Source organism: Frankia canadensis (assembly GCF_900197875.1).
Lineage (GTDB): Bacteria > Actinomycetota > Actinomycetes > Frankiales > Frankiaceae > Frankia > Frankia canadensis.
This window is the reverse complement of record NZ_FZMO01000107.1, coordinates 1-12,607: the sequence shown is the minus strand read 5'-3', so window position 1 is coordinate 12,607 and position 12,607 is coordinate 1. Positions and strand designations below refer to the sequence as shown.

Genomic DNA, 12,607 nt, shown 5'->3' with positions numbered 1-12,607 from the left:
CCCCGGCCCACCGATCCCACCAGTCCCACCGATCCCATGGATGCCGCTGGCGTCGCGAGCACCCTCGGGCCCGCCCGGCGCGCCGGGGGACACGCCGGCGCCGGCGACCGTGACGACCCAGAACAGCTCGCCGAGGTGGGCGACCCGCTCGTCGGTGATCGTCTCCCAGACGGCCGGGTCGCGCAGTTCCGCGAAGTCGATCAGGCAGATCTGCCGCCCGCTCGGCGCCACGTCGAAGCGCTGCCCGGCGTAGCGGCGGGCCAGCGCCGCCCACACGGTGCCGCTCGGCCCGACGTTGCCCGCGCCCAGCATGCGCACCGGCCCTGCGTCCAGCTCCACCGGGGCGGGCCGCCGGCCGGCCGGCGCGGCCTCGTCGTCATGGCCCGCCGCCCGCGCATCCACGAGCAGCGCGTCCTCGAGCAGATGGTGCACGGCGAGGACGAGCGGCGCCGCGTGCGGCGTGACGCTGACCCGGTCCTCGGCGCGCAGCCCGTCGAACCACAGCACGGTCGCGACGCTGGAGGCCGCCGCCACTCCCGCCCGGTCCAGGCGAGCGTCGGCGGGGGAGCGGCGTCCCGACCGCACCCCCTCGTCGATGATCGCCGCGGCCACGGTGCGCAGCCGGCCGTCCAGGGTGGCCAGCGCCTCGAGGTCGAGCACGCCCCCCGGCGGCCCCGGCACCGGCGGCGCGGGCGGCGCGGGCGCGGGGCCCGCCGTGACGCCGTTCGGGACGAGACCGTTCGGGATGAGGCCGTCGGGGGCGTGGGAGGGCGTGTCGCCATCCGTGGCCGCACGGGCGTGGCCGGGCGCTGACTCGGCAGGCCCGCCCGCCGACGCGTAGGTCGTCGGCGTGGTCAGCACGGTCTCGCCTGTGCCGTCGGAGGGGCCTGCGCCGTCGGAGGGGCCTGTGCCGTTCGCGAGTGGCCGGGGCGGGCCGGCGGGCGTGGCGCTCGCGGATGTGGTGGCGTCTGGTCCAGTGGTGTCTGGTCCAGTGTCGTCTGGTCCAAGGGTGAGCTCCCCCCGAGCGACATACGCGCGCGTCGCGTCGACCGCACGGCTGTCCGGCCTGCGCATGATCGGCCTCCGTCCCACGACGCCGACCTCCCCTGTCCGGACGTGCGATGAGGGCCGGAGGTTGCGCCCCCGGCCAGGATCGGCGGTACGCGCCGGGCGCCACCGCCCGCCGGCCGGGCCGCGCCCACGCACCGGCAATGCCTGCCGCACCATTTCAGCATCCGTGTCCCGCCGTTACCTCGTGGGCTGCTCCCCCCACCTCGGTGGTGGTCGGGCAGGGCGGCGGTTCGACGCGGTGGCCGCCCTGAACATCACGTATGCCGGGTTTGCCGCTCGATATGCCCGCCTGTCAGGCGTGCAGAAGGTCGTGCAGGCGGGCGCGCAGGGCGTCCTCGGGGACGGCGGGGGTCGGCGTGACCTCGACGGTCTTCGCCCGGCTGGTCGCGCCGCGCACAAGGCACAGGTCGGCGCGGCGCACGCCCAGGGCGTCGGCGAGGGCACGCAGCGCGGCCTCGGTGGCGCGGCCGTCGACGGCGCGCGCGGCGACCCGCACGACCAGCATCGCGCCGTCCCGCGGGTCGTCCCACAGCCCGCCGACGCCGCCGCCGCGCGCTCCTGGCTGAACCCGGATCGTCACCCGCATGAACGTCAGGATCCCGTACCGGACGGCTACTATTCCCGCCATGGTCGAAAACGAGGGTCGCGTCGCTCTGGTGACGGGTGGTAACCGCGGGATCGGCGCGGCCTGCGCGCTGGCGCTGGCCGCCGCGGGCAACCGCGTCGCGGTGGGCAGCCGGGGCGGCTCGGCGCCCGAGGGCATGCTGGGCGTCCGGCTGGACGTCACCAACACCGAGAGCGTCGACAAGGCGTTCACCGAGATCGAGGGTGAGCTCGGCCCCGTCGAGATCGTGGTGTCCAACGCCGGCATCGTGCGCGACACCCTGCTCGCCACCATGAGCGAGGATGCCTTCCAGGAGGTCGTCGACACGAACCTGCTGGGCGCCTACCGGGTCGTCAAGCGGGCGACGCGGCCGATGATGCGACTGCGCCGCGGCCGGCTGATCTTCGTCTCGTCCGTGGTGGCGTCCGTCGGCGGTCCGGGCCAGTCGAACTACGCGGCGTCCAAGGCGGGCCTGATCGGCTTCGCCCGTTCCCTCGCCCGCGAGCTCGCCCCGCGCAACATCACCGCCAACGTCGTCGCCCCCGGCCCGATCCGCACGGACATGACCGACGCGCTCACCGACGCCCAGCGCGAGGCGCTCACCGCGGCGGTGCCCGGCGGGCGGATGGGCGAGCCGGAGGATGTCGCGGCTCTGGTGGCCTTCCTGGCCTCGCCCGCCGCCAGCTACGTCAACGGCGCGCTGATCCCGGTCGACGGCGGCCTGAGCATGGGTCACTGACGCCCGAGCCCGTGGGTGGGTGTGCCGCGGCGCTGGCGGATATCGTGGGTGGGGGAGCCCTGCCGCCGGCCCTGTCGCTGGCCCTGTCGCCGGCTGGGTCGCCGGCGCAGCCACGAGGGAGTGGGCGATGAGCGTGATCCTGGTGGAACCACGCGGTGGCCGTGACTTCGACGTGACGGTGGCGGAGGAGACCGCGCCCGGGGTACCGGGGCTGTCCTTCCAGTACCAGGTCCGGGTCGACGATGTGGTCCTCGCCGCGACGGCGACCGACCCCGCGGACGGGCCGGCTCTCATCGCCCTGGTCCGGGCCTCGTTCGAGTACCTGCTCGCCCGCGAGCCCGCCGGCTCGATCCTGCCGTCGTTCGAGCTGTCCACCATCGGCCGCTATTTCCCCACCTATCCGGCGGCCCTGGCCCACCGCGTGCCGCGATGACGGGCGGCGGCGAGGTCGACGCGCTCCTGCTCGTCTCCTTCGGGGGGCCCGAGGGGCCGGACGACGTGCTGCCGTTCCTGCGCAACGTCACCGCCGGGCGTGCCATCCCGCCCGCCCGGATCGAGGCGGTCGCCGAGCAGTACCGGATGTTCGGCGGCCGCAGCCCGCTCAACGACCAGAACCGGGCGCTCGCCGCCGCCCTGCGCGCGAGCCTGCCCGAGCTGCCCGTCTACTGGGGCAACCGCAACTGGGCCCCCTACCTGACCGACACGGTCGCGGAGATGTCCGCGGCCGGCGTCCGCCGGGCGGCCTGCTTCGTCACCTCGGCGTTCGCGTCGCACTCGGGCTGCCGCCAGTACCGCGAGGACCTCGCCGGGGCGCTGGCCGCGCTGCCGGCGGGCACGCAGCGCCCGGAGCTGGTCAAGCTGCGGCTGTTCTTCGACCATCCCGGCTTCGTCGAGCCGATGATCGACCACTGCCTGGCCGCGCTCGCCGACCTGCCGGTGAAGGCCCGTGCCGACGCCCACCTGCTGTTCACCGCCCATTCGCTGCCCCTGTCGCAGTCGGCGGCCAGCGGTCCGCACGGCGATGCCTACCCTCGCCAGCTGCGCGCCGTCGCCGACCTGATCGCCGCCGGCGTCGAGCGGCGCACCGGGGTGCGCCACCCGGTCGAGATCGTCTTCTGCAGCCGCAGCGGGCCGCCGTCCGTGTCCTGGCTGGAACCAGATGTCGGCGACCGGCTCGCCGAGCTGGCCGCGGCCGGCGCGGCCGGCGCCGTCCTCGTCCCGATCGGCTTCGTCAGCGACCATATGGAGGTCGTCCACGACCTCGACGTCGTGGCGCTGCGCCGGGCGCGCGGACTGGGACTGCCGGCGACCCGCGCCGGCACGGTGGGTACCGACCCGCGCTTCGTCGCGATGGTCCGGGAACTCGTCGACGAGCTTCGCGATCCGACCCTGCCCCGACGATCACTGTCCGTGCTTGGACCCTGGACCGACGTCTGCGCACCACACTGCTGCCAGCCACCGGGGATTGGGCGCCAGCCACCGGGGAGTGGACTCGTCCCCGAAACGGCGATACTGATGGGTGACGGCGCAACCATGACCGGACGACGAGGCGAAAAAGGGTAACGGAGCGATGGGAGCTATGCAGCGCTACGTGTTCGAATCCCCCGATCGGTTCGTGGTCGGCACCGTCGGGCAGCCTGGGGACCGTGTCTTCTTCCTGCAGGCCGCCGGACGCGGCCAGGTCGTGACGGTGGGTCTGGAGAAGACGGAGGTCACGGCGCTCGCCGAAGGGCTGAACACGCTGCTCGGCCAGGTCGGCCAGACCCAGGGCATCCCGCTGCCGGCCGCGGCGGACGTCGAGATCGACCTCGCCCCGCTCGACGCGCCGTTTCAGGAGGACTTCCACCTCGGGCAGCTCACCGTCTCCTGGGACGGCCACCGGGTGTTCGTCGAGGCCGCGGGGCTGTCCCCGGGGGAGATACGGCTACCCGAAAGCGAGGACGAGCTCGACTCGCTGCGCGTCGGCCTGTCGATCCGCCAGGCCCGCGCGTTCATCGAGCGCGCCCGCACCATCGTCGCCGCCGGCCGCCCCCCGTGCGTGCTCTGCGGCCGCCCGGACGATCCCGGCGGCCACTTCTGCCCCCGGCTGAACTAACTAGCGCCGGCGCGGCGGCACCGTAGCGTAGCTGGGGTCGAACGCGCCGTAGGCCGCCTCGTAGGCACGGCGCACCGCCGCGGACAGACCGCGCAGCGCCGCCGAGCGGCGGGCGATCTCGCTGGCCGTCACGGCCGCGCCGTCATCGCGGGCGGCCAGGTCGAGCAGCGTCGACAACCGCTCCGCCCGGGCCAGCAGCGCGTGCGCGCCCGGCGGATACCCCGGGCCGAGACCGGGACCCGGCTCCTCCTCGACCCGATCGCGCAGCACGTTGAGCACCTCGGGACGGGCGCTGGCGATGTCGAGGTGGACCAGCGCCGCCGTCGTCGTGCGGATCGCCTCGCCGAGCTCCAGCTCGGCGGCGCGCAACCCGGCGCCGGGAACGGGCACCCGCGCCGCCGCGAGCACTCGCCAGTGCACCGACTCCAGCCCGCCCTCCAGCGCCGGGCCGTGCACGACCACGCCGGGCACCAGCGCCAGCGGCGGGTTCGGCCCGACGACGAGCACGGCCTCGCCGGCGGTGATCGCGTCCCGGTTGACCTCCGGCGGGCCGGGCAGGCCGGCGGCGTCCCCCGGCACGGGCAGCACGAGCCGCAGCCGCTGCGCGCCGGCGGATCGCAGCGCGCCGAGACCGAGGACAAGGGGTTCGTCGCCGAGGATGTGCGGGGCCGCCGCACCGCCGAGCGCGCGGTGCACCTGGGTGATCACATCGTCGAGCCCGACGAGCCCGGCGAGCCACGCGTTGCCCCATCCGGTGAGGACGCCGGACCGGGGCGAGGCTGACAGGGCGGGAAGCACAGGCCCTACCGTAGGCAATGTCAGGGCCCTCAGGCACGCCGAGGCAGACTCCGAGGCAGATTTTCCGCCTGCGGGACGACCATCGGGTAGGAGACCCGCCGTTCTCCGCGTGCCAGGCACCGCCCGGCGAGCCACGGCAGCCCGACGCTGAACAGCCAGTAGGAGTGCCGCAGCGAACCCGGTGCCCTCACCTCCGCATCACCGTCCACGATCCCGTTCGCGCCGGTCAGCGGGCCGACAAGTGGTACCCCGGCCTGGGCGAGCCGGTGCGCGAAGGCCTGCGCGATCAGCTGGTGCCCGTGCGGGCCGGGATGCACCCGGTCGACATCGAAGCTGGACCGCCGGCGCACCGCCGGGTGCCGGCCCAGATCGACGACGAGCACCCCGGGATCGGTCCGGCCGGTGGCGAGGACCGCCGCGTTGAGCCGTTCCACCCGCTCGGCGAGCAGCCGGGCCAGCGGCCCGGGCAGCCGCAGCAGCCGACCGGGGTCGGGCATGGTCGCGGTCAGGACGACGGTGCCCTCGGCGCGCAGCCGGCTGACCGTCCACACCAGGTCCTGGCGCACCCGCAGCGGGTCGAACGTCGGCTTGAGGACGTCGTTCATGCCGGCGACGACGGTGGCCACCCGGGGCGCCAGGGTGAGCGCGAGGGGCAGCTGGCGGGTGCGCACCTCGCGGGCGGTCGCCCCGGTGGTCGCCAGGTTGGTGTACTGGACGGCGCCGGGCGGGCCGAGCAGCTCGGCGAGACGCGCGGCGAACCCGCGGGCCGGAGCGGTACCGCGGTGCTCCCGGCCCATCGTCACCCCGTCGCCGAGCCCGACGGTGATGCTGTCGCCCAGGGCGACGTAGCGCGGCGACCAGTCGGCAGGCATGCTGCCCGGACCCTTCAGGCGGCCAGCGGCGGTGCCGGGATGCCGGCCGGTGGCTCGGGGGGCGCCGCCGTGGCGGCCGGCTCGCCGCCGTGGCAGGCGAGGAAGCCCGCGACCGTCGCCGCCCAGGTGAACCCCTCCGCCCGCGCCCGGGTGGCGCCGCGGCGCGCCGCGACCTGCGCGGGCGAGGCGGCGAGCAGCTCCGCGGCGGCGTCGGCGAAGGTGAACCCGCTGCCGGCCGCGATCAGGCCCACCCCGGGCACGACCAGCTCGGCGAGCGCGCTGGCGTGGTGCACGACGACCGGGGTGCCGCTGGCGAGCGCCTCCAGCGCCGACAGGCCGAACGTCTCCACCGGCCCGGGAGCGAGCGCCACGTCGGCGCTGGCCAGCAGCCCAGCGAGCCGCTCCCGGTCGGCGACGAACCCGAGGAACGTCACGGGCAGCCCCGCGGCGCGCCGCTCCAGCCGCCCGCGGGCGGCCCCGTCCCCGGCGATCACCAGCCGCACCGGCACCCGCCGGCGGACCAGTTCGGCGACCGCGTCGACGGCCAGGTCGACCCGCTTCTCCGGGGACAGCCGGCTGGCGACGACCAGCAGCGCCTCCCGGTCGCGGGCGAAGGCCCGCCGCAGCGTGCGGTCCCGCCGGTCCGGGTGGAAGCCGCCGAGCTCCACGCCGAGCGGGATGTGGCACAGGTTCGGCGTGCCGAGGCGGACGAACTCGGCCGCGGCCCACGCCGTCGTCGTGACCACCGTGTCGAAGGAGGCGGCCAGCGCGGTGTTCGCCCGGTCCGCCGCCGCCGTCACGGGCAGCATGCCCCGCAGCCGCACCGGCGTCCAGGTGCCCAGCAGCCGGTCGAGCCGCTCGTGGCTGACGACCAGCGACGGCACCCGGCGGCGGCGTGCCCACCGGCCCAGCGGGGCGAGCGTCGCCCGGTCGTGGACCTCCAGCCGGTCGGGCTGCTCGGCGTCGAGCAGCGCCGCGACCCGCCATGGCTGGCTGATCACCCGGTAGCCGGTGCCGGGCAGCCGCGGCGCGCGTACCCGCAGCACCCGGGTGCCCCCGAGCTCCTCGACCCCGTCCTGCTCGCCGGGCACGATCTGGACCACCTCGTGGCCGGCTGCGGCGTACCCCGCCGCGAGGTGACGCAGCGTCGTCCGGATCCCCCCGGAAGCCGGCGCAACGAAGTTCGCCGTCTGCACGATCTTCATGCTGTGACCACCTGTCCCCTCGCCCGTGATCCTCGGCCGCGTCCGCCTGTCCCGAGCACGTCGCGGTAGTGTCCGAGGAGTTCGTCGCCGATCGCGCTCCAGCCGCAGCCGGTGACGGAGTCGCGCGCCGCCAGCGCCATCACCGCCCGCCGGTCCGGATCGCCGATCAGCGCTGCGACCTGGGCGCGCAGGGCCGCCGCGTCGCCGGGGGTGTAGTGCAGGCCGGTGCGGCCGTGCTCGACCACGTCGAGCAGCCCCCCGGCCGCGGGCGCCACCACCGGCACGCCGCTGGCCTTGGCCTCCTGCGCCGCCTGGCAGAACGTCTCGTGCACGCCGGTGTGGACGAACAGGTCCAGGCTCGCGACGGCCTTCGACAGGTCGCTGCCGCCCCGGAAGCCCAGGAACGCCGCGCCGGGCAGCTGCCGGGTCAGCGCCGCGCGCGACGGACCGTCGCCGACCACGACGAGCCGGGTGCCGGGCAGGTCGGCGATCCCGCCGAGCAGCTCCACCCGCTTCTCCCTCGCGAGCCGCCCGACGTAGCCGACGAGCAGCTCCCCGTGCGGCGCGAGCTCACGGCGCAGCTCCTCGTCGCGATGGCGCGGGTCGAACCGCTCCAGGTCGACGCCCCGGCTCCAGCGGGCCACCCGCTGCACGCCCTGGCGCAGCAGCGCGTCGACGGCGTCCCAGGACGGCGCGAGCGTGCGGGCGGCGTGGCGGTGCACGGTGGCCAGCCAGTGCCAGATCGTCCGTTCGGCGGTCGCCAGCCCGTAGCGGGCGGCGAAGGCGGCGATGTCGGTCTGGTAGACGGCGATGGACGGCACGTCCAGGCGCCGGGCGGCGAGCACGGCCTGGGCGCCGAGCCCCGCCGGGGCAGCCAGGTGCACGATGTCCGGCCGGAACTCGCGCAGCGCCGCGGTCAGCGCCGGCCACGGCACGGCGAAGCGGAACGCCGGATAGCCGGGCAGCGGCGCCGAGGGCGCCCACAGCACCGGCGCGTCCGCGTGCTCGCGTGCGGCGGTGCGCCGGGCGGCCGGTGCGGGTGCGGGCGCGACGACCATCGCCTCGTGGCCTCGGTCACGTAGATGTTCCAGGACGCGGCACACCGTGTTCGTCACCCCATCGACGTGCGGGAGGAACGACTCGGTGATCACGGCTACGCGCACACGAGCACGGTGGCAGGGCACGAAGCCGTCCCGCGGACGACCAGCCGACCGGTACATGAACGTTCCCGCACAGGTTGGTGCCGGAAAGCGCGCGGGTGACGGGTGCCGCGTCGGCGCCGTTTTCCTCGGCGGGCGGGAAGGAGGATATTGGGTGGGGGACGGGGACGAGGCGAGTGAGGTACGGGTGAGGTTCAGGCAGCCGCGGACGGTGCTGATCACCTCCGCCAGCCGGTCCCGGCAGTCCGACATCCAGCGCCGGGAGCTTCGCTACCTGGCGTCGATGGCGCTGCGGGTCGTGTGCTTCGTGCTGGCGGTCGTGGCCTTCCACGGCTGGCTGCGGTTCGTCGCCGTCGCCATCGCCGTCATCCTGCCGTGGGTGGCGGTCGTCGCGGCCAACGGCGGCCCGGCCCCCGAGCGCGACCGGCCGGCCGCCTTCGACCCCGGCCAGGCCGTCCAGGCCGTCCATGACGCCCCGCCGGCCCTCACCGCCGACCCGCACCGCGTCGTTGACAGCGAGGGCTGGATCGACGACGAGGGCTGGGTGCACGGCAACCCCGGCCCCCGCGCCGCGGACCCGCCGGCGCCGTGACGATCGTCAGCTTCACCACCGACTACGGCCTGGCCGACGGGTTCGTCGCCGCCTGCCACGGAGCCATCCTGCGGGCCCTGCCCGCGGCCCGGATCATCGACGTCACCCACCTGGTGCCCCCCGGGGACGTGCGCCGCGGCGCCGCGGTACTCGCCCAGACGGTGCCCGCGCTGCCCCGCGGCGTCCATCTCGCGGTCGTCGACCCCGGCGTGGGCACGGCCCGGCGGGCCGTCGCGCTGCGGGCGGCCGGCGGACACCTCGTCGGCCCGGACAACGGCCTGCTGGTCGAGGCCGCCGAGCGGCTGGGCGGCGTCGAGGTCGCCGTGCGGCTGCCGGTCCCGCCGGGCACACCCGCCACCTTCCACGGCCGGGACGTCTTCGCCCCCGCCGCGGCGCTGCTTGCCGGGGGCCGGGACCTGACCGATCTCGGCGCGCCACTCGACCCGGCCTCGCTCGTCCGCCTGCCCACCCCCCACACACGGCTCGACCCGGACGGCGCGCTCGAAGCCGAGGTCGTCCTCGTCGACGTCTTCGGCAACGTCCAGCTCGCCGCGACGGGCGCCCTGCTGGCCGAGGCCGGGCTGCGCCCACCCGCCCGCGCCCGGCTGACCTGCGACGACCAGCATCGTGACCTTGCGGTGGGGGAGACGTTCGGCTCCGTCGCGCCGGGCGACCCGCTGCTGTACGTCGATGCGGCCGGCATGGCGGCACTCGCCGTCCGCGACGGCGACGCCGCCCGAACCCTGCGCCTCGCCCCCGGCGACCGCGTCACGCTGCGCCTCAGCTAGCCCCAGCTAGCCCAGGTCTCACCTAGTCCAGGTCTCGGCTAGTCCAGCTCGGGCCCGCCGCCGGAGCGTCGTCGCGGGTCACGGTCGCCTCGATCAGCCCGTACGGCCGGTCCGGCACCTGGTAGACGACGTCCGGGTTGTCCAGGTCGAACGGGGTGAGGTCGACGAGGAAGTGGTGCTTGTTCGGCATCGACATCCGGATCTCGGCGACCTCCGGGTATGCCGTCAGCGCCGTCTCGCCCATCCGGTACAGCGTCTGCTGCAGGGCCAGGCTGTGTACCCGGGCGAACGTGCTGACGAGAGCCTCGCGCACCCCGGTGAACAGCGGGCCGAAGTCCAGGTCGGCGCGGGCGTAACGCCAGCGGGCGGTCACCTCGGTGGCCAGGATGCGATCCGTCGTCTCGGCCAGCGTCGTGTAGTGGTCGCGCGGAAATCCCCAGAACTCCGATCCGGTCGACTTGAGCACGACCAGCCCGGCCAGCCCGGAAACGACGTAAGCGGAGTCCCCGTGCAGGGTGACGACGGTCGTCCGTTTCTCGGCGCCGGCCCGCCGGAATGCGTGGTCATGCGGCGCGCCATCGACCGTGATCCGTTCCCAGGCGAACTGCTCGATCTCGACGCGGGCGCCCCCGATCCACGGGAAGGACCCGACGAAATGCCGGGCGAGGCGTAGCGCGAAATTCTCGATCTCGCCAATTCCGTGTTCCCGGGCGAAGGCGTAGACGGTGTTCTTCTGCGCATCAGTGGTGAGCACGTGGCTGTTGTCGCCGGTCAGGTGCGCGGCGGCGAAGTCGCCACGAAGCGCGGTGGACACGTTCAGATCGGTGACGCGGTGCACCGGACTCGTGCGGTCCACGTGGACCAGGCGGATCTCCGCCTTCCCGAACTGGTTCGGCCCGAGCACGATCGCCATCGGCTCTCCTTGGTTTGTGGGGCGGCGGCCGTGGGGCGGCCCGCGCCCGCGGCTGGTGCCCATCCTGCGGCACGGCTGTGACACCCCGGGCGGCGGCCAGTTTCGTCCCGATGTCACGTCGGCCAGCCGACACCTCCCACGCGGCACCCAAGCGGACCGTCCGTGCGACACCACGACGAAGCAATGATCCGGGTGCTTTCCGTCGACGGGCCGCGATGGTCGTCCCAGGGTTGCGGAATAGGTCGACATGACGTGACGGGTTGCGGCCCCCATGGTGTTGCCGTGGGTTCTGTGATCGATTTCGGGTGCCGCTGAATTGTCCCGCCCGGGGAGCAACCTCACCGTGGTGCAGAGCGTCGGAAGGGGGGAAGGGGAGGGGTTTATGGGGAATACCCGGAGGGTGCTACCCTCCGTATACATTCACTCTACGAAGAGTGATGGTCTTCCGGCTGACACCGCACGTTCCCGTGATCGACGGGACGCGGCGCCGGGCCCTGGGTACCGTTCGAACTCAGGTTTCCGGCCGGCGACGACGCCGGTCGTGTTCTTCGGAAGAGGGCATTACATGTCTCGCTCGGTAATGATTCCATCACGCGTTTTGCGTGGTCGGCGGCCGAGCTTCCCGAGCCCACGACCGGCCAGCTCGCCCGGTGTGCTCACGGCGGACGGCCCGTTCGGCCTGACCGACCACCAACTGCGCCGCCGGCTCGGCACGATCCTCGCGATCGTCACGGCGCTGGCCACCGTCGTCGGCTGCTCCTCGGGCGGCGGCACCCAGCAGGCCGCGCCGACCGCGCCGCCGACCCCGGCGGCCGCCGTGACCGTCACCCCCGGGGACGGCGCCAGCGGGATCACCCTCGCCGACCACGTGGTCGTGCGGGCCAACGCGCCGCTGGCCGACGTCACCGTGAACCGGGCGGCCAGCGCGTCGGAGAAGACCGATCCCGGCGTCCTGCTCGGCACGTTCTCGGCGGACCGGCGCACCTGGACGTCGGGCGGCGGCCTGTTCTCCGACTCGCGGTACGACGTGGTCGCCTCCACCAGCCCGGCGGCGGGGGTCACCGGGACGAAGACGGTCCGGTCGAGCTTCGTCACGGGGACGCCCGCGAAGTCGCTCAAGGTCTCCTGGGATCCGGTCACCGGGCAGGCGGTCGGCGTCGGCGCGCCGATCAGCCTGACGTTCAGCGCTGCGGTGACCGACAAGGCCGCCGTCCAGCAGCGCCTTTCGGTCGTGGCCGACCCGCCGGTCCTCGGCGCCTGGAACTGGGTGTCCAACCGGGTCGCCATGTGGCGGCCGCAGCAGTACTGGACGCCTGGCACCAAGGTGCACGTCGAGGCGAACCTGGCCGGCTACGACGCGGGGGGCGGCCGGTACGGCGTCAAGGACCGGGCGATGGACTTCGTCGTCGGCGCGGCGCAGATCTCCAAGGTCGACGCGAACACCCACCTCATGCAGGTGTTCCGCAATGGCCAGCTGCTGCGGACCCTGCGGGTTAGCCTGGGCAAGCCGAGCACGCCGTCGATGGACGGCCCGCACAACGTGCTCGGCAAGTCGCCTGAGGTGATCATGGATTCTGCCACCGTGGGCATCCCCAAGGGCAACCCGGACTACTACTACGAGAAGGTCCAGTGGGCGGTGAACTACACCAGCGGCGGCCAGTACGTGCACTCGGCGCCGTGGTCGGTGGCCTCCCAGGGGATCACGAACGTCTCCCATGGCTGCGTGAACGCCTCCCCGGCCGACGCCGAGTGGTTCTACGGCATCAGCCG

Annotated in this window: 13 protein-coding genes and 1 pseudogene; 7 read left to right on the top strand and 7 right to left on the bottom strand. The window is 74.5% G+C overall.

Going from position 1 to position 12,607, the window contains the following annotated elements:
• Together C1A33_RS10845 and C1A33_RS10840 are read right to left on the bottom strand one after the other, a co-directional pair.
• A pseudogene (locus C1A33_RS10845) lies at positions 1–861 on the bottom strand (pyruvate dehydrogenase); the annotation flags it as partial.
• Between the two features lie 502 nt (positions 862–1,363).
• On the bottom strand, positions 1,364–1,657 hold the full coding sequence (locus C1A33_RS10840) for a DUF167 domain-containing protein (RefSeq protein WP_101831388.1): 294 nt from the start codon (positions 1,655–1,657) through the stop codon (positions 1,364–1,366).
• A gap of 40 nt (positions 1,658–1,697) precedes the next feature.
• Here C1A33_RS10840 and fabG point away from each other — a divergent pair, with 40 nt between their 5' ends.
• The 4 genes from fabG to C1A33_RS10820 all read left to right on the top strand — a co-directional run bounded on the left by fabG (position 1,698) and on the right by C1A33_RS10820 (position 4,509).
• Positions 1,698–2,414, top strand: a complete 717-nt coding sequence (gene fabG / locus C1A33_RS10835; RefSeq protein ID WP_101831387.1) for a 3-oxoacyl-ACP reductase FabG — start codon at positions 1,698–1,700, stop codon at positions 2,412–2,414.
• Positions 2,415–2,541: 127 nt separating this feature from the next.
• Positions 2,542–2,847 carry a hypothetical protein gene (locus C1A33_RS10830; protein WP_101831386.1) on the top strand — a complete coding sequence of 102 codons (306 nt, stop codon included), beginning with the start codon at positions 2,542–2,544 and terminating at the stop codon, positions 2,845–2,847.
• Positions 2,844–3,977 carry a ferrochelatase gene (locus C1A33_RS10825; RefSeq protein ID WP_101831385.1) on the top strand — a complete coding sequence of 378 codons (1,134 nt, stop codon included), beginning with the start codon at positions 2,844–2,846 and terminating at the stop codon, positions 3,975–3,977. The genes C1A33_RS10830 and C1A33_RS10825 overlap by 4 nt, the downstream gene beginning before the upstream one ends.
• A gap of 16 nt (positions 3,978–3,993) precedes the next feature.
• The gene (locus tag C1A33_RS10820) at positions 3,994–4,509 is read left to right on the top strand and encodes a DUF3090 domain-containing protein (protein WP_101831384.1); all 516 of its coding nucleotides are present in this window, start codon (positions 3,994–3,996) and stop codon (positions 4,507–4,509) included.
• Here C1A33_RS10820 and C1A33_RS10815 read toward each other — a convergent pair whose 3' ends face one another.
• From C1A33_RS10815 to C1A33_RS10800, 4 genes are read right to left on the bottom strand one after another with little or no spacing between them, the layout of a single operon-like run.
• On the bottom strand, positions 4,510–5,307 hold the full coding sequence (locus C1A33_RS10815) for a hypothetical protein (RefSeq protein ID WP_207770254.1): 798 nt from the start codon (positions 5,305–5,307) through the stop codon (positions 4,510–4,512).
• A 29-nt stretch (positions 5,308–5,336) separates the two neighbouring features.
• Positions 5,337–6,179, bottom strand: coding sequence for an SGNH/GDSL hydrolase family protein (locus C1A33_RS10810; protein WP_101831383.1), 843 nt, complete (start codon positions 6,177–6,179; stop codon positions 5,337–5,339).
• A gap of 14 nt (positions 6,180–6,193) precedes the next feature.
• The gene (locus tag C1A33_RS10805; RefSeq protein ID WP_101831382.1) at positions 6,194–7,384 is read right to left on the bottom strand and encodes a glycosyltransferase; all 1,191 of its coding nucleotides are present in this window, start codon (positions 7,382–7,384) and stop codon (positions 6,194–6,196) included.
• On the bottom strand, positions 7,381–8,547 hold the full coding sequence (locus tag C1A33_RS10800; protein ID WP_207770253.1) for a glycosyltransferase family 4 protein: 1,167 nt from the start codon (positions 8,545–8,547) through the stop codon (positions 7,381–7,383). The genes C1A33_RS10805 and C1A33_RS10800 overlap by 4 nt, the downstream gene beginning before the upstream one ends.
• Positions 8,548–8,698: 151 nt before the next feature.
• Here C1A33_RS10800 and C1A33_RS10795 point away from each other — a divergent pair, with 151 nt between their 5' ends.
• The gene (locus C1A33_RS10795; RefSeq protein WP_243407410.1) at positions 8,699–9,136 is read left to right on the top strand and encodes a DUF3099 domain-containing protein; all 438 of its coding nucleotides are present in this window, start codon (positions 8,699–8,701) and stop codon (positions 9,134–9,136) included.
• Positions 9,133–9,924: an SAM hydrolase/SAM-dependent halogenase family protein gene (locus C1A33_RS10790; protein WP_101831379.1), complete on the top strand. Its 792-nt coding sequence runs from the start codon at positions 9,133–9,135 to the stop codon at positions 9,922–9,924. The genes C1A33_RS10795 and C1A33_RS10790 overlap by 4 nt, the downstream gene beginning before the upstream one ends.
• A 22-nt stretch (positions 9,925–9,946) precedes the next feature.
• On the opposite strand, the gene pucL is transcribed toward C1A33_RS10790, so the two are convergent.
• Positions 9,947–10,837: a factor-independent urate hydroxylase gene (pucL, locus tag C1A33_RS10785; RefSeq protein ID WP_101831378.1), complete on the bottom strand. Its 891-nt coding sequence runs from the start codon at positions 10,835–10,837 to the stop codon at positions 9,947–9,949.
• 565 nt (positions 10,838–11,402) lie between these two features.
• Here pucL and C1A33_RS10780 point away from each other — a divergent pair.
• On the top strand, positions 11,403–12,607 hold a 1,205-nt coding region (locus C1A33_RS10780; RefSeq protein ID WP_165818327.1), incomplete at its 3' end, for a L,D-transpeptidase.

What these genes read in the sequence shown, in the direction of transcription:
- C1A33_RS10840 (WP_101831388.1), bottom strand. Translation starts at nt 1,657, where the DNA reads ATGCGGGTGACGATCCGGGTTCAGCCAGGAGCGCGCGGCGGCGGCGTC.
- fabG (WP_101831387.1), top strand. Translation starts at nt 1,698, where the DNA reads ATGGTCGAAAACGAGGGTCGCGTCGCTCTGGTGACGGGTGGTAACCGC.
- C1A33_RS10830 (WP_101831386.1), top strand. Translation starts at nt 2,542, where the DNA reads ATGAGCGTGATCCTGGTGGAACCACGCGGTGGCCGTGACTTCGACGTG.
- C1A33_RS10825 (WP_101831385.1), top strand. Translation starts at nt 2,844, where the DNA reads ATGACGGGCGGCGGCGAGGTCGACGCGCTCCTGCTCGTCTCCTTCGGG.
- C1A33_RS10820 (WP_101831384.1), top strand. Translation starts at nt 3,994, where the DNA reads ATGCAGCGCTACGTGTTCGAATCCCCCGATCGGTTCGTGGTCGGCACC.
- C1A33_RS10810 (WP_101831383.1), bottom strand. Translation starts at nt 6,179, where the DNA reads ATGCCTGCCGACTGGTCGCCGCGCTACGTCGCCCTGGGCGACAGCATC.
- C1A33_RS10805 (WP_101831382.1), bottom strand. Translation starts at nt 7,384, where the DNA reads ATGAAGATCGTGCAGACGGCGAACTTCGTTGCGCCGGCTTCCGGGGGG.
- pucL (WP_101831378.1), bottom strand. Translation starts at nt 10,837, where the DNA reads ATGGCGATCGTGCTCGGGCCGAACCAGTTCGGGAAGGCGGAGATCCGC.